The 21,163-nt window shown below is 44.6% G+C and carries 21 protein-coding genes and 2 tRNA genes; 17 read left to right on the forward strand and 6 right to left on the reverse strand.

Going from position 1 to position 21,163, the window contains the following annotated elements:
- The first annotated feature begins 103 nt into the window (after positions 1-103).
- The 3 genes from KI659_RS14370 to KI659_RS14380 all read left to right on the forward strand — a co-directional run bounded on the left by KI659_RS14370 (position 104) and on the right by KI659_RS14380 (position 2,720).
- Complete coding sequence (locus tag KI659_RS14370) at positions 104-1,210, forward strand: lactonase family protein (protein WP_213946057.1); 1,107 nt, start codon at positions 104-106, stop codon at positions 1,208-1,210.
- A 178-nt stretch (positions 1,211-1,388) separates the two neighbouring features.
- The gene (asnA, locus tag KI659_RS14375; RefSeq protein ID WP_213946058.1) at positions 1,389-2,423 is read left to right on the forward strand and encodes an aspartate--ammonia ligase; all 1,035 of its coding nucleotides are present in this window, start codon (positions 1,389-1,391) and stop codon (positions 2,421-2,423) included.
- A 105-nt stretch (positions 2,424-2,528) separates the two neighbouring features.
- Positions 2,529-2,720, forward strand: coding sequence for a cold-shock protein (locus KI659_RS14380; RefSeq protein WP_143961448.1), 192 nt, complete (start codon positions 2,529-2,531; stop codon positions 2,718-2,720).
- Positions 2,721-2,777: 57 nt separating this feature from the next.
- Here KI659_RS14380 and KI659_RS14385 read toward each other — a convergent pair whose 3' ends face one another.
- On the reverse strand, positions 2,778-3,854 hold the full coding sequence (locus KI659_RS14385) for an o-succinylbenzoate synthase (protein ID WP_213946059.1): 1,077 nt from the start codon (positions 3,852-3,854) through the stop codon (positions 2,778-2,780).
- Positions 3,855-3,956: 102 nt separating this feature from the next.
- Here KI659_RS14385 and KI659_RS14390 point away from each other — a divergent pair, with 102 nt between their 5' ends.
- Positions 3,957-5,171 (forward strand): S-adenosylmethionine:tRNA ribosyltransferase-isomerase, encoded by a 1,215-nt coding sequence (locus KI659_RS14390; RefSeq protein WP_213946060.1) that lies wholly within the window; start codon positions 3,957-3,959, stop codon positions 5,169-5,171.
- Positions 5,172-5,191: 20 nt separating this feature from the next.
- On the opposite strand, the gene KI659_RS14395 is transcribed toward KI659_RS14390, so the two are convergent.
- Complete coding sequence (locus KI659_RS14395; RefSeq protein WP_213946061.1) at positions 5,192-5,611, reverse strand: LytR/AlgR family response regulator transcription factor; 420 nt, start codon at positions 5,609-5,611, stop codon at positions 5,192-5,194.
- A gap of 664 nt (positions 5,612-6,275) precedes the next feature.
- On the opposite strand from KI659_RS14395, the gene KI659_RS14400 reads away from it, so the two are divergent.
- Positions 6,276-7,217: an aldo/keto reductase gene (locus KI659_RS14400; protein WP_213946062.1), complete on the forward strand. Its 942-nt coding sequence runs from the start codon at positions 6,276-6,278 to the stop codon at positions 7,215-7,217.
- A 4-nt stretch (positions 7,218-7,221) separates the two neighbouring features.
- Here the strand turns inward: KI659_RS14400 and KI659_RS14405 are convergent, their stop codons facing one another.
- On the reverse strand, positions 7,222-7,536 hold the full coding sequence (locus KI659_RS14405; RefSeq protein WP_213946063.1) for a hypothetical protein: 315 nt from the start codon (positions 7,534-7,536) through the stop codon (positions 7,222-7,224).
- Positions 7,537-7,548: 12 nt separating this feature from the next.
- Entirely contained in the window at positions 7,549-7,983 is a 435-nt protein-coding gene (locus KI659_RS14410; protein WP_213946064.1) for a hypothetical protein, read from the reverse strand.
- Positions 7,984-8,205: 222 nt separating this feature from the next.
- Here KI659_RS14410 and pdeM point away from each other — a divergent pair, with 222 nt between their 5' ends.
- The 11 genes from pdeM (at position 8,206) to KI659_RS14465 (ending at position 18,918) form a co-directional block, all read left to right on the forward strand.
- Positions 8,206-8,883, forward strand: a complete 678-nt coding sequence (gene pdeM / locus KI659_RS14415; RefSeq protein WP_213946065.1) for a ligase-associated DNA damage response endonuclease PdeM — start codon at positions 8,206-8,208, stop codon at positions 8,881-8,883.
- Between the two features lie 61 nt (positions 8,884-8,944).
- A complete protein-coding gene (locus KI659_RS14420; RefSeq protein WP_213946066.1) occupies positions 8,945-9,820 on the forward strand; it encodes a cell division protein FtsX in 876 nt (291 codons plus the stop codon).
- Between the two features lie 3 nt (positions 9,821-9,823).
- Positions 9,824-10,033 (forward strand): DUF3098 domain-containing protein, encoded by a 210-nt coding sequence (locus KI659_RS14425; protein ID WP_213946067.1) that lies wholly within the window; start codon positions 9,824-9,826, stop codon positions 10,031-10,033.
- Positions 10,034-10,042: 9 nt separating this feature from the next.
- Positions 10,043-10,750 (forward strand): tRNA pseudouridine(55) synthase TruB, encoded by a 708-nt coding sequence (truB, locus tag KI659_RS14430; RefSeq protein ID WP_394370093.1) that lies wholly within the window; start codon positions 10,043-10,045, stop codon positions 10,748-10,750.
- Positions 10,747-11,691 carry a bifunctional riboflavin kinase/FAD synthetase gene (locus tag KI659_RS14435; RefSeq protein WP_213946068.1) on the forward strand — a complete coding sequence of 315 codons (945 nt, stop codon included), beginning with the start codon at positions 10,747-10,749 and terminating at the stop codon, positions 11,689-11,691. The genes truB and KI659_RS14435 overlap by 4 nt, the downstream gene beginning before the upstream one ends.
- A gap of 6 nt (positions 11,692-11,697) precedes the next feature.
- On the forward strand, positions 11,698-12,393 hold the full coding sequence (locus KI659_RS14440) for a CoA transferase subunit A (protein WP_213946069.1): 696 nt from the start codon (positions 11,698-11,700) through the stop codon (positions 12,391-12,393).
- Positions 12,394-12,414: 21 nt separating this feature from the next.
- Positions 12,415-13,077, forward strand: coding sequence for a 3-oxoacid CoA-transferase subunit B (locus KI659_RS14445; RefSeq protein WP_213946070.1), 663 nt, complete (start codon positions 12,415-12,417; stop codon positions 13,075-13,077).
- A 110-nt stretch (positions 13,078-13,187) separates the two neighbouring features.
- Positions 13,188-13,529: a gliding motility protein GldC gene (gene gldC, locus KI659_RS14450; protein WP_213946071.1), complete on the forward strand. Its 342-nt coding sequence runs from the start codon at positions 13,188-13,190 to the stop codon at positions 13,527-13,529.
- A gap of 244 nt (positions 13,530-13,773) precedes the next feature.
- The gene (locus KI659_RS14455; protein WP_449566798.1) at positions 13,774-16,638 is read left to right on the forward strand and encodes a TonB-dependent receptor; all 2,865 of its coding nucleotides are present in this window, start codon (positions 13,774-13,776) and stop codon (positions 16,636-16,638) included.
- A 10-nt stretch (positions 16,639-16,648) separates the two neighbouring features.
- Positions 16,649-18,106, forward strand: coding sequence for a hypothetical protein (locus KI659_RS14460; RefSeq protein WP_213946073.1), 1,458 nt, complete (start codon positions 16,649-16,651; stop codon positions 18,104-18,106).
- 140 nt (positions 18,107-18,246) lie between these two features.
- Complete coding sequence (locus KI659_RS14465) at positions 18,247-18,918, forward strand: TIGR02117 family protein (RefSeq protein WP_213946074.1); 672 nt, start codon at positions 18,247-18,249, stop codon at positions 18,916-18,918.
- Between the two features lie 377 nt (positions 18,919-19,295).
- Here the strand turns inward: KI659_RS14465 and KI659_RS14470 are convergent.
- A tRNA-Glu gene (locus tag KI659_RS14470) sits at positions 19,296-19,367 on the reverse strand.
- A 25-nt stretch (positions 19,368-19,392) separates the two neighbouring features.
- Positions 19,393-19,464: transfer RNA gene (locus tag KI659_RS14475), tRNA-Glu, on the reverse strand.
- 206 nt (positions 19,465-19,670) lie between these two features.
- On the opposite strand from KI659_RS14475, the gene gap reads away from it, so the two are divergent.
- Entirely contained in the window at positions 19,671-20,669 is a 999-nt protein-coding gene (gene gap / locus KI659_RS14480) for a type I glyceraldehyde-3-phosphate dehydrogenase (RefSeq protein ID WP_213946075.1), read from the forward strand.
- Positions 20,670-21,163 lie beyond the last annotated feature (494 nt).

Below are 21,163 nucleotides of genomic sequence, written 5' to 3' on the forward strand. Positions count from 1 at the left end.
GACAGCAGGTTTGGAGACCGCACGTACATCATATATCTAATTAATAAGAGCAGTCAGTCGGATGCTCTTTTTTTTTGGCTAAAATATTGGTTGACAATAAGTCATGAAATCATTTTTAACCATAATCATAGCACTGCTTATGACACATTCAGCCATCGCTCAAGATAGCTTTCTGGCCTTGGTCGGTACCTATACCGAAACCGATAAGCAAGGAATAAACCTTGTGCGCTTCCATTCCAATCGAACTCCAGAAATCGTATCGATAGCCACCCATATAGAAAACCCCTCCTTTGTAATCTCCACTAAATCTGGCAACCGCGTCTATGCCGTCCAAGAGACAGATAATGGCCAAGTCACTTCTTTAAAGTTTGATTCCATAAACAACAACCTTGTAAAAATAAACACAGTCTCCTCAAACGGAGCTGCTCCCTGCTACCTCACCCTTGACCCCTCGGAGAAGTTTCTTATAGTTGGTAATTATGAGGGGGGAAACCTTTCAGTCCTTCAGATCGGAGAAAATGGTGAGTTGTTGAAAACTGTCCAGACTGTTGAGCATTCGGGAAGCAGTGTAAACGAGGAAAGGCAGGAGGCTGCCCATGTGCATTCGGCGGTATTCCATCCCAATGGTAGACAGTTGTTCGTGGGCGATCTGGGAATCGACAAAGTGAAAATTTATGATTTTGATTCAACCGCCACCAATCCGCTTACCCATTCGTTTGATATTGAGGTAGCCCCGGGATCCGGACCGAGGCATTTGATATTCGATAAAACAGGAGACCATCTTTATCTGATACATGAGCTTACGGGGGAGGTTGGGCATTACCAAAATTCTTCTGGGAGTGCTTACGAGCATGTTGGGAGCCATTTATTGAGTGAAGAGAATTTTTCTGGCGAACAGGGAGGTGCCGAAATCAGAATCACCCCTGATGGCTCTTTCCTTTATGCCAGCAACCGCGGAGAAGCCAACCAGTTGACAGTTTTTAAAATTTCGGCTGATGGAAAGCTGGAGGCCATTCAAAGAATTGGGGTAAACGGGGAGAATCCAAGAAACTTCTTATTGTCCCCCGACCTTTCGCAGATTTTGATTGCCAACCAGGATACCGATGAAATTGTGTTATTTGAAAGGGATCAAACAACCGGAAAAGTCTCCCCTACTGATTTTACCCTTTCCATCCCCAAGCCCGTCTACATCTTCCCACTACCTAAATGAGGTTGATCCATTGCAAAATTTTCAATAAGAGTCGGTAAAAATTACCGACTCTTTATTTTTTATCCAAATCTTGATAATTTATTCAAAAATTTATGCTTTTTATTATGATTTAATCAACAAACAAATACCTTTGTTACATATTAAGTATCTTTTCAACCCATTCATTAAAAATAACACAATGGAAACAGCAGAATTAACCCAGTACAAAAGTCTTCTAGGAAGGCTAGACACAGAGGAAGCCATTGAATTGGTAAAGACAACTTTTTTAAAATCCCTTCGCCGAAACCTTAATCTTGTCAAGATTAGCTCCCCTTTGGCGATAGTGGATGGCACAGGGATAAATGATGATTTGAATGGCATCGAAAGACCTGTAGGATTTCCTATAAAAAACCAGTCTGAAAAGAAGGCTGTGGTGGTTCACTCTTTGGCCAAATGGAAAAGATGGCAATTGGCTGCACTCGAGATTTCTGCTGGAAAAGGTATCATTACCGATATGAGAGCCTTGAGACCTGATGAGGACTACTCTCCTATCCACTCGCTTTATGTGGACCAGTGGGATTGGGAAAAACACATCAAGCCTGAGGAAAGATCGATAGACTACCTAAAGAAAACCGTGACCAAGATTTATCAGTCCATTAAAACCACGGAGCTGGAAGTGTTTGAACAATATCCGGACATCACCCCTATCCTACCCGAAGAGCTCACCTTCATCCATAGTGAGGATTTATTAGCAGAATACCCGGACCTGTCAGCAAAGGAGAGGGAAACTGTAGCGGCTAAAAAATACGGCGCTGTATTCCTGATCGGAATCGGAGGCAAGCTAGCCAACGGTGAACCCCATGATGGTAGAGCTCCTGATTATGATGACTGGACCACCGAAAGCGAGGATGGAAAAAAAGGGTTAAACGGAGACATCCTGGTTTGGAACCCAATTTTACAGCAGGCATTTGAAATCTCCTCTATGGGTGTTAGAGTTGATGCGAAAGCTTTGAAACATCAACTTCAAATAACTGATAGTCAGGCTCGAGAAGGATTATTATTCCATAAAACATTGCTGGAAGGAAAACTTCCAGAAAGTATTGGAGGTGGAATAGGACAATCCCGGCTTTGCATGTTTTTGCTACGAAAAACACATATAGGAGAAGTTCAGACAGGGATATGGCCTGCAGAAGAAGTAGAAAAATGCCAAAATGCAGGCATATTCCTCATGTAAATCCCATTCGAGAATTGCAGAAAAAAAATATTTTTTTTCATTACTTGATGATAATTAAGAAACATTGCTTACCTTTGAATCATTATAAAATACAATAACAATATTATGAACACAGGAAAAGTAAAATTTTTTAACGAATCTAAAGGATTCGGTTTTATCATTGACGATGAATCTTCTAAAGAATACTTCGTACACATCTCTGGATTAGTTGACGAAGTTAGAGAAGATGACGATGTAACTTTCGACCTTAAAGAAGGAAGAAAAGGACTTAATGCTGTAAATGTAAAGTTGGCATAACATATAACATTGAAAGTGCAAAAGCTGCTTAACTAAGTTAAGCAGCTTTTTTTATGCCTATTTTTCGGGAAGTACCCAATTCTCACGCTCACTGTAACTCAAAAATCCTGACTCAATAGTGAGTGGGGAATCGATATTGTTGTGATAAAGCTGACCTGTACCCAAACCTTGGGGCATATGCGGCCGATACAAACTTGTTAATTGATAAATGGCATTCAGTCCAATGTTGGATTCCAGGGCAGAAGTCATCCACCAGCCAATATTCCGCTGCTCCGCCAAATCAATCCATTCCTGGGTATCCCAGATTCCACCCAGTAAAGTGGGTTTTAAAATAACATAGGGTGGTCTGATAACATCCAGCAGGTTAGCTCTCTGCTCTCCATACACACCGATCAACTCCTCATCGAGTGCAATATCAACCGGTGACTCCTCACATAATTTGGCCATTTCCTGCCACTGCCCCTGCCGTATGGGCTGCTCAATGCTGTGCAGCCCGAATTCTGCCAATTTATCCAACTTTGCCCTGGCTTCACCCACTGCAAATGCCCCATTGGCATCTACTCGCAATATAATCTCATCTGGACCAAAGCTGCTGCGAATATGTGCCAAAATCCTACACTCCTCATCAAAATCAATAGCTCCGATTTTCATTTTGATACAATCATACCCATCCCGGAGTTTTTGGTCAACCTGCTCCAACATAAACTTTCTGTCCCCCATCCAGATCAGCCCGTTGATTTTGATGGGACTTAAAGTCTGGGTATTCTTTTCTGCAAAAAGATTTGTCCTACCATTCATCAAGTCCAATATGGCCACCTCGAAAGCAAACCTTACACTAGGGTGGTCATTACTGACATGCTGTTGAAGAAAACCCATAACATCATCCACCTTTTCTGGAAAGTCCAATTCTTCAAACCTCAAGGCATAGGCAGAGATTACCTCTTGAAGATTCTCCCAATAATCCAAACTCAACTTTGGCAAGGGACCGGCCTCTCCCCAACCCACCCGCCCGGGTAAACGGGGACTTTTAGCTTTGATAAAATAAGATGTCTTGGTATTAAGAACACCGCGAGAAGTGCCAGCTTCAAATTTAAAATCCAATATGTAGGGTATGCACTCAAATTCCAATCTCATATGGCAAGTATCCGTTTGGTTTTAGGCCATCAATCACTCAAAATATTATGAAAGCCTATTTATGTCTATATTTGCCATGAAATTACAAAATTAAGTTTATTCATGTCCGATTTAGAAAAGGTTAGGCTGTCAGATTACCATTACGAACTTCCAGATGAGAGAATAGCAAAATTCCCTCTGCCCCAGCGGGACAGCTCCAAGCTGCTTCATTTTGAAGACGGAGAGATCGCACACCACCGTTTCGACCAAATCCCCACCTTGATACCCGAAAACAGCCTGCTGGTCTTCAACAATACCAAGGTGATTCCTGCCAGACTGATTTTCCAAAAAGCCACCGGGGCGAGGATTGAAATCTTTTTGCTTAAGCCCTATTCACCATCACTGGAAATAAACCAGATCATGGCAGCCCGGGAAGAGGTGGCCTGGGAATGTATGATCGGCAATCTGAAAAAATGGAAAGAGGGTGAAATTCTTCAAGGAAAAGTTCAAATAGATGGTGAAGAGACGGTTATTGAGGCCAACTTGATAGACAGGGAATCCAGAAAAGTAGCTTTCACCTGGAATTCCAATCATCCTTTTGTATCTGTAGTGGAGGCCACTGGGGAGGTACCTTTGCCGCCTTACCTAAACAGGAAAGCGACCGACGAGGATAAACCCCGATACCAGACGGTCTACAGTAAAAAAGAAGGTGCCGTAGCCGCACCGACTGCCGGACTTCATTTCACCCCTGAAATCCTTGCCCAATTAGAAGCTAGGAATATTTCACAGGAGTTCCTGACCCTGCATGTGAGTGCCGGCACTTTCCAACCAATAAAAGAAGAACTGGTCAATAACCACCCCATGCACAGCGAACAGCTGGTCATTGGAAAGGAGACAATCATAAATTTACTTGGCAGCTATAAGAATATTATTGCGGTGGGCACCACAAGCATGAGAACATTGGAGAGTCTCTATTGGTACGGGGTAAAAATTATAAATGGAGATACGGATTTTTTCATACCAAAACTTTTCCCCTACCAACATGCCGAGTTGCCGACTTATAAAGAGAGTTTTCAGGCTATTTTAAACCACATGGAAAAATCCAATCTGGAGGAAATAGTAGGCAGTACGGAGATTTTCATCCTGCCGGGATATTCCTTTAGAGTTTGCAATGGCCTGGTGACCAATTTCCATCAGCCAGCCAGTACCTTGATCCTTTTGGTGGCCGCTTTCTCAAAAGGCAGATGGAGAGAGATTTATAACACGGCACTCAATAATGACTACAGATTCCTGAGCTATGGAGACAGCAGTTTATTATGGCACAAAAAAAACCGCTGAAAAGCGGTTTAAATTTTCTCTTATTCTTGGCCTCCCGAGCCAAGTTTATTGATTCCATTGATCAATTTTTGATAGTACGTTCTACCTACAGGTACCTTTTCGTCAACGATTGTGACTTCCTTAGGAGAGATTGTGTTGATCTCATCCACCCTGACAATGTAAGATTTATGAATTCTAATGAAATCCACTTCCGGCAATACGGCTTCAAATTCCTTTAGGATATTCCTCAGGGAATAAACCTTGGTGCGGGTTACTAAAGTTGTATAATTCCCATCACCTTTGAGCCAGAGAATGTCAGAAAACTTCACTTTCGCCAAACTTCCTTTATCTCTTACAAATAAAGCGTTTTTGATTAACAGGTTACCGTTGTCATTAAACGCTCCATTACCGTTTGAACTTCCATTGCCATTTTTTTGGTAATCTTTCACCAGCTCTTTCATATTTTAACTTTAATCGTCAATTTCCGACCTCTCTCACCATTTTAAACAAAACAAAAGCTAATTGTTCTAAAATTCAGGTACTTATTTAATCAGGTCTCCTTTCGAAGAGGGCCACACTAGACAATTAATACCTTGTTCAAAATATATGTTTAAAACAAATTTAACAAGAAAATCTACTGTAACCACGTTATTTCAGCATTTATTGAATAATAGCACACAAACGGAATAAATTTGTAATTCAACAGCAATGAATTAAATAAGCTTAATTTTTTGTTCAATCAGCTGTTTAATTTTTTAAACACATTTATAAACACAAATGTTCAGATGGCCTAACCAAACTTTCCCCCTTCCACTATGATAATCAATCAGATATCCTAATAAATGGTTAGGCCTTCACATTAACCTTTCCAAATCCGGTATAAACGACAATTCTAAGTAAACGTATAACTATACTGGTTAAAACTCCGCAAAAATATTACTCAAACATCAAAAGTTCAACTTTAAGGCACCCAAAATGAATCAATATGATTTTTTCAACAACATAGGTAAGTATACACATAATCCCACCAAACTCCATTGAGTCCAAGACTTAATACTATCCCTGCAAAAATTTGTATATTTTTATTATCTTAACACCCTCTAAACAATATTCAACTGCAGGGCAATGACGGAAACCAATAAGACTCACCACATAATTTACGGCTGCATGGGACTTGGGGGCAGTTGGGATGATTCCCCATTGGAGAAGGAAAACATTGAAGAGGCACGAAAAGCAATCCATGCGGCACTGGACTGTGGCATCAACACTTTTGACCATGCTGATATTTACAATGTGGGGAAAGCTGAACTGGCTTTTGGAGAAATCCTGAAGGAAAATCCCGGATTAAGGGAAATGATCAAGATACAGTCAAAGGCAGGGATCTCACTCGGCACCGCCGGAGGCTTCAATACCTACCATTCATCCAAGGAATACTTTATCAGACAAATCGACAAAAGCCTTAAAAACCTACAGACGGATTATCTAGACACCTTCCTCATCCACCGCCCTGATCCCCTAATGGATGTGGAAGAAATTGCCGAAACCTTCGATTATCTAAAGTCCGAGGGACTGGTCAAAAGATTTGGAGTAAGCAACATGTCTACATCCCATATTCAGCTGCTTCAGTATTATTGCGACATGCCTATCACGGCCAACCAGATTCAGTTTAGCTTAAAACACGCTGCATTAATCGAAGAAGGACTGACTTATAACATCACCAAGTTTTCCCAAAACGGGGTCGGCGACTTCCTACCATTTTCCAAACTTCACAATATTGAAATCCAGGCTTGGGGAGCATTGGACAATGGGCTGTACCTGAATGATAACGACCTGGAAGAAACCAAGGCAGTGAAAAGGCTACTTGAGAAGCTAGCTGAAAAGTACGACACCAACCCGGCAGCCATATTGGTAGCTTGGATCTTACGGCTACCCTATAACATCAAACCGGTCATTGGCTCCACTAAACCACAGAGAATCCAGCGGTGTGCTGAGGCTGCAAAAGTGAATTTAAGTCGGGAAGATTGGTATTTGCTGTATGTCACAGCAAGAGCGGATTCACTTCCTTAATGGATTAATAAAGTTGTCCCACATCTTTTAGAAAGCGCCCATACACGTCTTTTTTCTTTACCTGAACGGGATGGCAAGATATGGCCTCCTCAAAATTATTATAATCCACACTTTTCACAAGTTTGACCAGGATATCAGCCAATTCCTGCTTGGCTACCAAAACATGGTAATATCCCGACTCATCCTTTCCATCCGAAATCCGGTTTAAGTCTACCATCCCCTCAAAATCCTCCCGGCAAAAAGCCTTGACAATCACTTTGCCCACTCCGCTTTTTGCGGTTTCGATCAATACGAAACCATTTGCTGATGCTATCCACATATTTATACTTTTTTACTCCCCGTCAAACGCTCTCCGGAGTCCTTTTAAAATCGCCAAAACGACTTGTATTTTTATCAAGAATTTAAAATGGCCACTTTCAAAACTCCGCCCCTGCACGGCCGTGGCCAAAAGCCTGAAGCAAACCATAGGGTCCGGTTTTGAAATGGCATCCAGTTCACACGCTTCCACCGTGATCTCACCTTGGTCAAATTCCGCACATGTCACAAGGCCCAAAAATGCCAGATCCTTATAAAGCTCCCACGCAAGATCATTGAAATCACACAGCAGCTCTTGGTTTAACCCCACAGTGATCCTGCTCATTTTTTTTGCCCTTTCAAATTCTGATTCCATAAGCGGAATATACTTGAAAAGAATTCCTACATCGGTCTTTTGCAGACTGGACCAATGGTTTTCCAGGATGTGGGGTTGAATAGGAAGAACTGACATATATCGGAAAGCTATAGAAAATCAATAGATAAATATTTTACTAATCTTCAGCCAAAACAGTATTGCTAGAAAAATCAAGAGTGGTTGAATACAAATTTACCAAACTTGTCCCCCTCAGGACAATACCCCGATCGGGGTATTTTTCATGTTTTTTAGGATTTTTTTCTAATTTCACCCGGCTGGAAACCCAATTTAAGATGACCGGTACCGTTATATTTATTCATGCAAAAATTGGACACACAAACCCCATACATCACCACCTCAATAGGTTCGCCTCTTTATCTGCTCAAAGAAAAAGCCGCCTATTGCCAAGCCACGAACAGCCTATTCATAGCAGACACGCATTTTGGCAAAGCCGGGCATTTCCGAAAAGCGGGGATAGCGGTGCCCGAATCCGTCCATTTGGAGGATTATAAAATTATCGAAGAGCTGATACATACTTACCAGCCTGCCAATTTCTATTTTCTGGGAGACCTGTTTCACAGTGACCTAAATGCCCAATGGGTTAGACTGGAGGAATTTTTGGAGGGATTTACCGAGGTGAATTTTATACTCATCAAAGGCAACCATGACATATTGCCAAAAAAAATCTACCAGAGTTCTACCATCAAAGTCATCGATCAGCCTTTGGAGCTGGATCACTTGATCCTCAGCCATGAGCCGATGGAAGATCTCAAGGAGGGGAAAATAAACCTCTGCGGACATATACACCCGGGATTTTCAGCGGGCGGCAGCGGAGCCAGGAAAATCAAGGTCCCCTGTTTCCACCAGCGGCCCGGCCAACTTATACTGCCAGCCTTTGGCAAGTTCACCGGGCTCTATAATGTAACCGCGGAAATCGCCGATCGACTCTTCCTGGTGACCGGTACCAAAGTGATTCTTTTCAATTTAAACCCATAAGGTTGGTTTAATCCATATACCTGATTAATTTTGGGAAGACATACATTCTTAATCTACCTCTATGAAGAAAAAAAAAGTCGGGAGCTTTAAATTTTTCGGTGTGCTGTTCAGCATCACCCTATCCCTTTTCATAGTTGGACTTTTTGGCGTCATTGTAATTCAAGCCAAAACGCTCACCTCCATAATCAGAGAAAACATTGAATTGCAGGTTTTTTTGAACAAAAACATTTCTGAGGAGGAAAAGAAAAAAATCGGCACCTGGCTGGAATCCCAACCGTACGTGTTGGCCAAAGACGGGGACAAAAGAATTAACTTCACTTCCAGCGATGAGGCCGCAGAATCCTTCCTTGCCGACACCGGCGAAGACTTTAGCAAGTTTCTGGACGACAACCCACTGCGGGACAGCTATACCCTTGCCATTGCAGAAGAATACCAGACCTCAGAGCAGATTGAGGAAATTGTGGAAGAAATCCATAGCCTCAACGGGGTATTTGAGGTGACCTACATGAATGACCTGGTGGAATCCATCAATCAAAACCTCATGAAAGTCAGCCTAGTGATGGGAGCTTTTATACTGATCTTGGTGCTCACCGTGATCATGCTCATCAACAACACCATCCGTCTCGCTTTATTTAGCCAGCGTTTTCTTATCCGAAGCATGCAGCTTGTCGGGGCTACCAGGGGCTTTATCAGAAAGCCGTTTTTGGGAAGGGCCTTCTTCTTTGGGGCATTGGCCGGAATCTTTGCCTCCGCACTCTTGTTGGGGCTAATAGAGTACGCCAAGGCAAACGTGGACGGATTCGGCGCATTGCAGAATTACGAGCTGCTGCTCATTCTTTTTGGGGCCCTCATCATCTCGGGAGCGCTGCTGTCCGTACTGAGCACCCTCAGGGCGGTAAACAAATATTTAAATATGACATTGGACGAATTATATTAAATCATGAGTCAGAACCATTTCCCTTTTGAGAAAAAGAATTATCAATTGATGTTGATCGGCATAGCCATCATCACATTAGGCTTTGTGATCATGGGACTCGATGGCGAGCCGCATGGTTTCGGTTTTATGGGTCTTACCTTGGGCCCGGTAATCGCGCTTTTTGGCTTTCTTTTTGAATTTTATGCCATCTTTTACAAACCAAAAAAGCAATAATCACCCCTGATGGCTTACTGGCCATTTGAAACCAAGATAATGCAGGAAGAAAAACCTTTTGAAGCTGTCTACCTCATCAACAAACCGTATGAATGGACTTCCTTTGACGTAGTCAAAAAAGTCAGAAACGCTCTTAAAATCAAAAAAGTTGGCCATGCCGGTACCTTAGACCCCTTGGCAACCGGCCTGCTGATAGTTTGTGCGGGAAAGAAAACCAAAAGCATCGACACCTATCAGGCACAGGAAAAAGAATACACCGGCACGTTCGTTTTAGGCAGCACCACCGAGTCTTTTGACCTGGAAAGGGAAGTTGTACCGGTAGCCGATCCTTTACACCTGACCCTGGACCAGATCAAGGGAGCAGTGGCCGAACTTACAGGGGACATTTTGCAGATTCCCCCTATGCACTCAGCCATCAAAGTGGACGGTAAAAGGGTTTATGAATCCGCCCGAAAGGGAAAAACCGTACAAATGGACCCGCGACCGGTGACCGTATCCGAATTTGAGATCACCCGCTGCCAACTTCCAGAAATTGACTTCAGAATTGTTTGTACCAAAGGAACTTATATCAGAAGTCTCGCAAGGGATCTGGGCGAAAAGCTGCAGGTGGGCGCATATATGTCCAAACTTACCAGAACCCGTATCGGGGAATTTAAACTTGAACAGGCTGAAGATGTACTTAAGCTTGTCGAAAAAATTAAAAAGGAAAGAGAATGAGAATATATGAAGGTCTTGACAATCTTCCTGAAATTAAAAATGCCGTAGTCACTAGCGGCACTTTTGACGGAGTGCATTTGGGCCATCAGAAGATTCTTTCCAGAATTAGGGAAATTGCGGATCAGGTGCAGGGCGAAACTGTCCTGATCACTTTTTGGCCACACCCCAGGCTGGTTTTATATCCCAATGAGCACAACCTCCGACTGCTTTCCACTTTTGAGGAAAAGTCCAAACTGCTGCGGCAATTTGGACTCGACCATTTGGTGACCATACCTTTTACGAAGGCTTTTTCTCAGCTTACTTCCGAGGAATTCATCCAGAAAGTATTGATTGAAAAGCTCAAAACCAAGAAACTGGTGATAGGCTACGACCACCGGTTTGGCAAAAACCGGGAAGGTGGCTTTGAGCACCTCAAGGAAAATATCGACAAATATGGCTTTAAACTCGAGGAAATCTCCCGCGAAGACATTGACCAGGTTGGCATTTCCAGCACCAAGATCCGTAAGGCCCTGGAGGAAGGCCGCATCGAAACGGCAAACGAATTCTTGGGCCGCCCCTATGAGCTCAACGGAATCGTCATCAAAGGCCAACAAATCGGCCGGTCGATAGGTTTTCCAACTGCCAACATCCATACCCCTAACGATTACAAACTCATACCCAGTGATGGAGCGTATGCCGTGACGGCTTCTGTGAGAGAAAACCAGTATGAGGGAATGCTCAATATTGGCAACCGCCCCACCGTGGATGGGCAGTCCAAAACCGTAGAGGTGAACCTATTCGGCTTTTCCGACAACCTGTATGACGAGCGCATCAGCATAAACTTTATCCATTACTTGAGACCCGAAAAAAAATTCGCCAATTTAGAAGCCTTGAAAGCACAGCTTAAGGAAGATAAAAAGTCCGCAGAAGATATTTTTAGGCATTTAAACCCAAATAAATAAACCAGTATGATCAATAAAACTGTAAAGGATGCCGATGAGGCCATCCGTGATATTACCAGTAACGCCGTTTTGATGTTGGGAGGATTTGGTCTTTCCGGCATTCCGGAAAACTGTATTTCGGCTCTTTTAAAGAAGGATATTTCCGGACTGACTTGTATTTCCAACAATGCGGGCGTGGATGATTTTGGCATTGGCCTGATGCTGAAAAAGAGGATGGTCAAAAAAATGATCTCCAGCTATGTGGGGGAAAATGCCGAGTTCGAGAGACAACTTTTGAGTGGAGAACTTGAGGTGGAGCTCATCCCACAAGGCACCCTTGCTGAAAGAGTCCGAGCCGGAGGAGCAGGAATCCCCGCGTTTTTCACCCCTGCGGGTGTGGGTACCGAAGTGGCCGAAGGAAAGGAAATTAGAGAGTTTGACGGCAAGCTTTACCTGATGGAAAGATGCCTGAAGGCGGATTTTTCAATCGTGAAGGCCTGGAAGGGCGATACGGCCGGAAACCTAATTTATAAGGGCACCGCCAGGAATTTCAATCCCATGATGGCGGCTGCAGGAAAGATCACCATTGCGGAAGTAGAGGAATTGGTGCCGGCAGGTGAGCTGGATCCAAACACCATCCATACCCCGGGCATCTATGTACAGCGTATATTCCAGGGCAAGGATTATGAAAAACGTATCGAGCAGAAAACTATCCGCAAATAACCCATTTTAACCCTACCCAACATGTTAAACAAAGACCAAATAGCCCAGAGGATCGCCAAAGAGGTAAAAAACGGGCAATATATAAATTTAGGCATAGGCATCCCCACCTTGGTGGCCAACTATATACCGGATGAACTGGAGGTGGTGCTGCAATCGGAAAATGGGCTTTTGGGCATCGGCCCCTTTCCCACCGAGGAAAATGTAGACGCAGACCTCATCAACGCAGGCAAGCAGACCATCACCATGGTGAAAGGCAGCTCCCTTTTTAGCTCAGCTGAATCTTTTGCCATGATTCGTGGCGGACATGTGCATTTGACTATTCTGGGTGCCATGGAAGTTTCAGAAAACGGGGATATCGCCAACTGGAAGATTCCGGGAAAAATGGTAAAAGGCATGGGTGGCGCCATGGATCTGGTAGCTTCTGCCAAAAACATCATCGTAGCCATGCAGCACTGCAGCAGGGACGGCAAATCAAAATTGCTTAAGGAATGCTCCCTGCCCATCACCGGGATCAAGTGTGTCAACAAAATTGTATCGGACTTGGCCGTGATGGAGGTTTTGCCCGAAGGAGGCTTTAAACTACTTGAAAGAGCCCCTGGGGTATCGGTTGAGGAGATTGTTTCAAAAACAGAAGGAAGATTGGTAGTAGATGGGGAAATCCCAGAAATGACCTTTGACAATTAATCGAACCCTTTGATTTCAGAATTATATTTCCAAAAAGGAAAAGTGGCTATGTAAGGAAAAGTTTCTTTTCTTTAGTAATTTAGCATTTGATTAATCGCAAGTGGAAAACTATGAAAACTTCAGAAATAAAATTTAAAGTTACATTAGACGAAAAAAATCTTCCAAAAAACATCGAGTGGGATGCTACTGATAAAGAGGCCGATGGACCTGAAACGACCAAGAGCATCAGCTTGAACGTATGGGACAATTTGAACAACAATACCTTGAGAATTGACCTTTGGACCCAGGATTTGTCAGTAGTGGAAATGAAAAGATTTTACATCGACATCCTTGGCGGGATGTCCCAAACCATCCTTTCCAGCACCGGTGATGAGTATATGTCGGAAGAAATGAAGGCTCTGTGTGACCGCTTGGTAGAGCATGTCAATGAGGAAAATAAAAGGCAGAAATAGTTAATATTTTAGTCTATTAGTAGAGCAGGTTGTTTACAGCCTGCTCTTTTTTTGTGCACATCCCCTATCTCAGTTCATAAAATACACATATTAGTTTCCAAAAAATTAAAAAAATAAGTTAAATACCTATTGAGAGTATTTAATATTTTCATATATATTTAGGAACGGTTTAAAAACATTAAATCGGAATTGATTGAAAAAAGCAATAAACCTCCTAATGCGTATGAAAATTTTTACCAGCAAAATGTGGCTGTCAGTGTTTCTACTGGTCGCCATAGTTTCCTTGGCTCCCTTCACGGTATTGGCCCAGCAGACCAATATAGCCGGTACAGTGACCGATGCCGACACGGGCGAAACCCTAATCGGTGTCAACATTGTCGTAAGAGGCAAAGTTATCGGCACCATCACTGACAACAATGGCCGATTCAGCCTCCGGGTCAACCAGGAGCCCCCGTTGACCTTGATATTTTCCATGGTGGGCTTTGCCTCCCAGGAGGTGGCCATTACCGAATCCAATGTAAGCAATCTTAGAATCAGCCTTCAGGAGCAGACCATGCTCGGACAGGAAGTGGTGGTCTCCGCCTCCAGGGTTGAGGAAAGTATTCTTCAATCCCCGGTAACCATTGAAAAGATGGACATCCTGGCCATCCGGGAAACCCCCGCCGACAATTATTATAAAGGCATCGCCAACCTGAAAGGTGTGGACGTGACCACTTCCTCCATCAACTTCCAAATCATCAACGCCAGAGGATTCAACTCCACCGGTAATACCCGATTTGTGCAGTTGACAGATGGTATGGATACCCAGGCCCCTGCACTGAACTTCCCGATAGGTAACCTCAACGGACCATCGGAATTGGATGTGGAGAGTGTGGAATTCATCCCTGGTGCATCATCGGCCCTTTATGGCCCGAATGCCTTCAACGGTATCCTTTTGGTAAACAGCAAAAACCCATTTGAATACCAGGGTTTGAGTGCCTTCTATCAGCAAGGGGTAAACCATATCAACGGACGTCCCGGAGAACCACAAAGCCCTCAGCCTATGTACCAGGGTTCCATCCGATATGCACATGCCTTCAACAACAAGTTTGCCTTCAAAGTAAACGGTTCCTTTATGAGAGCCGAAGACTGGTACGGTACGGACAGAACTGACTTAAACAGAGCCGCACAGGGCGACCTGCCTTTCAACCCGGGAGCAAATGCTGTCCATGTCTTTGGTGACGAAGTATCCAACAATATCGGACTTCTCAGAAATGTAGCCGGGGTTCAACAGGCGGCACAAGGTATGGGTTTGGGAGGCTATCTAAGCAGTATCCCAGATCAGGTAGTATCCAGAACTGGTTACGAGGAAAGACACCTAGTAGATTATGGTGCTGAAAACTACAAGTTAAACGCAGCTTTGCACTACCGGGTGACCGATAGGGCTGAACTTTCCTACACCTTTAATTACGGCGCAGGTACTTCAGTTTATACTGGGGCTCAAAGGTATTCTCTAAGTAATTTTGAGATCAGCCAACACAAACTTGAATTGAAAGGCGACAACTTCTTCGTAAGAGGTTATACCACCATTGAAAATTCCGGCGATTCCTATATCGCTGACCTTACCGGTGTAGCAATCAACGACAGATGGAGAAATAACTCTGATTGGTTTGGCCAATATACCTTAGGATACATGGGAGCGCTCCAGCAACAGCAGGTAGCCCCTGGTTCCATGGGTACTCCCCAGCAGCAGGCCAATGCCCATGAGTTTGCAAGGGGAATTGCTGACCAGGGTAGATTTTTACCTGGCACACCTGAATTTGAAGCTGCCAAAGCTGACGTTCAAGGCAACGTGATCCCACAAGGCTCCCTATTCAATGACCAATCCAGAATGTACATGGCAGAAGGCCAGTATGACTTCAAAAACGAGATTGACTTCATGGACTTGCAGGTAGGCGCATCTTATAGAGTGTATGACCTTCGTTCCAACGGAACCATCTTCGCCGATGTGGAAGGAAATGACATCACCATCGAGGAATACGGCGCTTTTGCCCAGGCTTCCAAAAGGGTGCTTGATGACAGGTTGAAATTGACCGGTTCCATCAGATATGATAAAAATGAGAACTTTGACGGCCAGTTTAGCCCTAGAATCTCCGGTGTTTGGACGCAAGGCAACAGCAACGTCAGATTATCTTACCAGACTGGCTTCAGAATGCCAACCACCCAGGCCCAGCACATTGACCTGAATGTGGTTTCTGCAAGATTGATCGGTGGTTTGCCATTCTATAGAGACAAATACAACGTGTTTGAAAATGCTTACACGATTGAATCTGTAAACAACTATGCTGCTGCAGTAGGTGCAGGCGCAAGCCCGATCTCACCTGAAGCTACCGGCCAACTGGTTCAGATTGAGTCTCTACCAGATCTAAGACCTGAGCAGGTTCAATCCTTCGAAATCGGATACAAGAGCCTTTTGGCATCCAACAGGTTAATGGTTGATTTCGCTTATTATTACAACATTTATAATGACTTCATCACCCAGACATCTGTAAGAAGAGCACCTGGACAGGTATTCCCTGGCGCACTTCCCAACACTGACGAGGGTGCCATCAACGCGGTAAATGCCCCTACCCTTTTGACGCCTATCACAATCCCTGGACAGGAAAACACCTTCCAGACTTATACCAATATCGTGGATAGAGAAGTAAGGGCTCACGGTGCGGCTTTGGGCTTGACGTACAACTTACCGAGCAATTATACCTTGAGCGGTAACTATAACTTCAACCGTCTGATCACCGATCTTGGAGCTGGCTTTCTGAATGATTTCAACACGCCGGAACACAAAACCAATATCTCCTTTGGAAATAGAAAAGTCTACAACAACCTAGGCTTTAACGTAACCTACCGCTACCAGACAGGCTTCCGTTGGGAGTCCACCTTTGCGCAGGGCGACGTGCCGGAGATCCACAATTTTGACGCGCAACTTAGCTACAAGGTGCCTAACCTGAAATCTATCGTCAAGCTTGGAGGATCTAATATTTTCAACAACAGATACATCCAAAACTTCGGCGGACCGACGATTGGAGCTATCTATTACGTTTCCATCACCTTTGATGAACTCTTAAATTAATCACTGCCCTATGAAGAATTTAAAACACTATATATTTCTACTATCCATTGGTGCGCTATCGGCTTGTAACTATGAGTTTCCCGAAACAGCGGTACAAGAGCCTTCAGCAGGCTCGGCAGATTTCACCAAAATGGTCAGCATAGGCAATTCCCTCACTGCGGGCTATATGGATGGTGCACTTTACAACCGAGGCCAGGAAAATTCTTTCGCAGTAATGTTGGCCGAGCAGCTCAGAGAAGTTGGCGGAGGCGAGTTTAATGTTCCCAGCATCAATAGCGAAAATGGTTTTTATGCCGTGGGACCTGGCGGGGTGCCTTTGGGACGCTTGGTTTTGACCGTGAATCCTCAGACAGGCGCTACCGGCCCTGCCCCAATTGGAGCAGGAGACTTTCCTTCACCTTACCAGGGCGACAAAACTGCCTTAAACAACTTTGGAGTTCCGGGCATCACCTTGGGCACAGCCTTGATTCCGCAAACGGGAGGTCCTGACAGTCCCCAAAATCCGGCCTACAATCCCATGTACGCCAGATTTGCCTCGGCACCCGGTGAATCTACAGTAGTAGGTGATGCAGCTGCAGCTATGCAAAATGGCGGCACATTTTTCACCTTTTGGTTGGGCAACAATGATGTGTTGGGTTATGCTACAGGTGGAGCTTCCAACCCATCCATCCTGACTTCCAATGAGGATTTCCAAGCAAGGCTTACAGCTGCGTTGGGCGCCATGCTTCAGTCAAACCCTGAGGCCAAAGGTGCGGTGGCCAATATTCCAAGCTTAAATGTGCTTCCCTATTTCCAATTGGTTCCTTGGAATGCCCTTCCCGTAACGGCTGAACAAGCCGCACAAGCCAACCAGGGTTATATTCCCTATAATGCCGGACTGGAACAAGTCCAAGGCTTGGGCTTAATCTCCGCGGAAGAAAGGGAGTTGAGAACTATTGCCTTTGTCGCAGGCCAAAACGGTTTTGTAATGGAAGATGAAACCCTCACCGATTTGTCTGCGCTTGGCTTACCTTCCATAAGGCAAAGCAACGCCAATGACAGGGCTACACTTCCTCTGGCACAATCTCTGGGCCAACCGGTAAACGGTGCCATCAGAGGAATCAACCACCCTGTAGAAGACCAGTTTGTACTCCTGCCATCCGAGCAGGAGGAGATAGTGACCAAAATCAATACGTTCAACGGTTTTATCAACGCTGCCGTTGAAGCTAATGCTGACAGACTGGTTTTGGCTGACATCAAGGATCTGCTTGACCGGGCTGCTGCAGGACAGGTAAGCGCCGGAGGTGTTGGACTAAACGCCTCCATCATTCCGCCAAACGGAGGTTTCTCCGTGGATGGCGTCCACCCAAATGCCAGAGCACACGCATTTGTGGCCAACACCTTCATTGATGCAATCAATGCCAAGTGGGGAGCAAATATCCGCAGAGTCAACCCCAACAACTTTGTAGGAAACGACCTGCCAAGATAATACCCACTTTACCACGCTTACAACCAAATCCCGGCCCCAGGTCGGGATTTTTTTTATTCCCCAAACTTTTATAACTTAAATGTTCGCAGCCCCTAGTCTCGGCTTTCGGTCTCCCGTCTTCGGTCTTCCGTCTTATACCCATGAAAACCCTCCTACGTACACTTTTAATCCCCGCCTTGGCCCTGATCACATTGGGAGCCATTTACTTTTTATCCGCATTTTTGGGAATGATCATTCCGGTAGGTCCAGAAAAGGAGGAGTACCCCAAGGAGGTGGAGATATTTGTACACACCAATGGGCTGCATGCAGACTTTGTGCTCCCGACCACCCATGAAGTCCACGACTGGAAAGACGTTTTGGAAGGCAAGCATTTCGGGGAGTTTGAGACACCCTATCTTTCAATAGGCTGGGGGGAGAAAAATTTTTACCTGAACACCCCCACTATGGCAGACCTTACGGCCCCTACCCTTGTGAAGGCTTTATTTCTGCCTTCCACCTCGGCCATGCACGTGGATTATATGTACGGCAAACCCAGAGAAGGCGATCACGCCAGCAGCATCTGGATCTCTGAGCAAATGTATCTGGAATTGGTGGATTATATCCTGGGGACTTTTGAACTGGAAGACGGCAAGGCCATACTCATTGACCACGATGGCTATTATGATTACGACCAGTTTTATAGAGCCAAAGGAAAATACCATGCATTTTGGACCTGTAACAATTGGACTAACCGGGGATTGAAGAAAATAGGGCTGCGCAATTCTTTATGGACACCGATGGATTGGGGGGTGTTTTATTATTTGGAGAAATAATAAAGGAAATTGGGAAATATGGTAATGGAAATAATGAAATATGATAGGAAATATAATAGAGGAAATAGGGAAATATTTTTAGAAATGGGGAAATATGATAATGGAAATGGGGTAATTAAGAAATAAGGAGACCGAAGACCGAAGAAGCGGACCGTTTTAGCATCCGACCAAGAATTTAGCGTTTTTTTCGTCTGATAGGGGGAGTGCGGGAGGAAGGTGGCAGGGGCTTTGTGATAAATTAGCAAAACGTGTAAAAATGAAAATCCCAACCTAAAAGATTGGGATTTTTCACTCACTTTAACCACTAACAACCATAAAACAAAAATTCATCATGCTTTTGGCAATCCGAACGATGATGCATAAACATCATTTTGTCGTAGTCCGTACGGGAATCGAACCCGTGTTTCATCCGTGAAAGGGATGCGTCCTAACCCCTAGACGAACGGACCATATTTGGAAAGACAAGAAATTAAGTAGTCCGTACGGGAATCGAACCCGTGTTTCATCCGTGAAAGGGATGCGTCCTAACCCCTAGACGAACGGACCATTTTAGAATTGTTTTCTTGTCATTTCCGAATGGTGATGCAAATATAGAGGGTTCTTTTCACAATCCAAAACTACGCTAAAAAATAATTGTACTTTTCCTTTAATTCACTGATTGCTAGCTTCAAATATTTTAGGCTAGTGAATGCGCCCTATCTTTAGTAAATTCGCAAAAGTTTTGAACAACCGAATTAGACAAATAAACAGAAATGACGAAGGTAAAAGTTGCAATTAATGGCTTTGGCCGTATTGGAAGACTCACTTTTAAGGCTTTACTGCAAAAAGACAATGTGGAAGTGGTAGCTATCAATGATCTTACGGATCCCACTACCCTAGCCCATTTACTCAAATATGATTCTGTGCATGGCCGGTTTGCCGGCACAGTGGAAAACACCGAAGGCGGCATTCTAGTCAATGGCCGCAAAATTGATATCTATGCCGAGCGTGCGCCCAAAAACCTCCCCTGGGGAAAACTGGATATAGATGTGGTATTGGAATCTACTGGCCGATTTGTGGACGAAGAAGGAGCCGGTGGGCACCTACAAGCTGGCGCCAAGCGGGTAGTCATCTCTGCCCCTGCCAAAGGCAACATCCCAACAGTGGTTTTAGGTGTCAATGAGGAAATTCTTAAAGGCGATGAAAAGATCGTTTCCAATGCCTCCTGTACCACCAACTGCCTGGCCCCTATGGCCAAAGTATTAAACGATACCTTCGGAATAGAAAAGGGGTACATCTCCACGGTGCACGCCTATACTTCAGACCAAAATTTGCAGGATGCCCCGCACAAGGATTTGAGAAGAGCCAGAGCCGCGGCCTATTCCATCATCCCAACCACCACCGGTGCCGCCAAAGCAGTGGGATTGGTACTTCCCGAGCTCAAGGGAAAACTTGACGGCGTGGCCATGAGAGTACCTGTTCCAGATGGCTCACTTACCGACCTTACCGTATTGCTGAAAAAGGAGGCGACCAAAGAAGAAATCAACGCCGCCATGAAGCAGGCTGCCGAAGGGCCTATGAAAGGCATCCTGGAATACACAGAAGACCCAATTGTCTCCATCGACATTGTGGGCAATCCCCACTCCTGTATCTTCGATGCCGATATGACCTCCGCCAACGGCACCCTGGTCAAAATAGTAGGCTGGTACGACAACGAAGCCGGCTACTCCAACAGAACCGCCGACCTTATCGAGAAGCTTGCGGGAATGTAAGTGGGTTTAAGGGCCTGCGGAATAGGCTGATGGGTTTAACGGATTAAGGGATTAACGTAAGGTACTTCCTCCCCTTAATCCATTAATCAGTCCATAAGGGAATCCAGCGCAGCTATTCCCTTATGGACCTTAAACCTTTAAACCAATCCGTGGTTGTCAAGTGTCCGGTGAGGCTAAGAAAAACCAGTAGTCCCAATCTCTACATTACGCTTTCCCTTTGCGTCTCCGCCTGCCCTCCGGGAGGTGGGCGTGAAACCAACGCCTCATCCTCCTCGTCGCTTCGCGGTTTCTAAACCCCTAAACCAGGCCGCAGGCCGAATAAACTCCTAAACTACGTAGGTTAGTAGATTATTTCCCGATCATCCCTGCGGGGATCGGGAGGTTTAGGAGGTTAGAGAATAAAAAAGTTGAAGGGTTGAATGGATTAAGGGATTAACGTAAGGTACTTCCGCTCCTTAATCCATTCATCAGTCCAGAAGGGAATATGGCGAAGC

Origin of the sequence: Litoribacter ruber (assembly GCF_018449405.1) — a bacterium.
GTDB classification, from domain to species: Bacteria; Bacteroidota; Bacteroidia; order Cytophagales; family Cyclobacteriaceae; genus Litoribacter; species Litoribacter ruber.

Coding starts and splice junctions, on each gene's coding strand:
- KI659_RS14385 (WP_213946059.1), bottom strand. CDS start 3,854: ATGAGATTGGAATTTGAGTGCATACCCTACATATTGGATTTTAAATTT.
- KI659_RS14390 (WP_213946060.1), top strand. CDS start 3,957: ATGTCCGATTTAGAAAAGGTTAGGCTGTCAGATTACCATTACGAACTT.
- pdeM (WP_213946065.1), top strand. CDS start 8,206: ATGCAAAAATTGGACACACAAACCCCATACATCACCACCTCAATAGGT.
- gldC (WP_213946071.1), top strand. CDS start 13,188: ATGAAAACTTCAGAAATAAAATTTAAAGTTACATTAGACGAAAAAAAT.
- KI659_RS14405 (WP_213946063.1), bottom strand. CDS start 7,536: ATGTGGATAGCATCAGCAAATGGTTTCGTATTGATCGAAACCGCAAAA.
- KI659_RS14460 (WP_213946073.1), top strand. CDS start 16,649: ATGAAGAATTTAAAACACTATATATTTCTACTATCCATTGGTGCGCTA.
- KI659_RS14465 (WP_213946074.1), top strand. CDS start 18,247: ATGAAAACCCTCCTACGTACACTTTTAATCCCCGCCTTGGCCCTGATC.
- KI659_RS14420 (WP_213946066.1), top strand. CDS start 8,945: ATGAAGAAAAAAAAAGTCGGGAGCTTTAAATTTTTCGGTGTGCTGTTC.
- KI659_RS14440 (WP_213946069.1), top strand. CDS start 11,698: ATGATCAATAAAACTGTAAAGGATGCCGATGAGGCCATCCGTGATATT.
- KI659_RS14400 (WP_213946062.1), top strand. CDS start 6,276: ATGACGGAAACCAATAAGACTCACCACATAATTTACGGCTGCATGGGA.
- KI659_RS14425 (WP_213946067.1), top strand. CDS start 9,824: ATGAGTCAGAACCATTTCCCTTTTGAGAAAAAGAATTATCAATTGATG.
- KI659_RS14435 (WP_213946068.1), top strand. CDS start 10,747: ATGAGAATATATGAAGGTCTTGACAATCTTCCTGAAATTAAAAATGCC.
- KI659_RS14380 (WP_143961448.1), top strand. CDS start 2,529: ATGAACACAGGAAAAGTAAAATTTTTTAACGAATCTAAAGGATTCGGT.
- KI659_RS14410 (WP_213946064.1), bottom strand. CDS start 7,983: ATGTCAGTTCTTCCTATTCAACCCCACATCCTGGAAAACCATTGGTCC.
- KI659_RS14370 (WP_213946057.1), top strand. CDS start 104: ATGAAATCATTTTTAACCATAATCATAGCACTGCTTATGACACATTCA.
- KI659_RS14445 (WP_213946070.1), top strand. CDS start 12,415: ATGTTAAACAAAGACCAAATAGCCCAGAGGATCGCCAAAGAGGTAAAA.
- KI659_RS14395 (WP_213946061.1), bottom strand. CDS start 5,611: ATGAAAGAGCTGGTGAAAGATTACCAAAAAAATGGCAATGGAAGTTCA.
- gap (WP_213946075.1), top strand. CDS start 19,671: ATGACGAAGGTAAAAGTTGCAATTAATGGCTTTGGCCGTATTGGAAGA.
- asnA (WP_213946058.1), top strand. CDS start 1,389: ATGGAAACAGCAGAATTAACCCAGTACAAAAGTCTTCTAGGAAGGCTA.
- truB (WP_394370093.1), top strand. CDS start 10,043: ATGGCTTACTGGCCATTTGAAACCAAGATAATGCAGGAAGAAAAACCT.
- KI659_RS14455 (WP_449566798.1), top strand. CDS start 13,774: ATGTGGCTGTCAGTGTTTCTACTGGTCGCCATAGTTTCCTTGGCTCCC.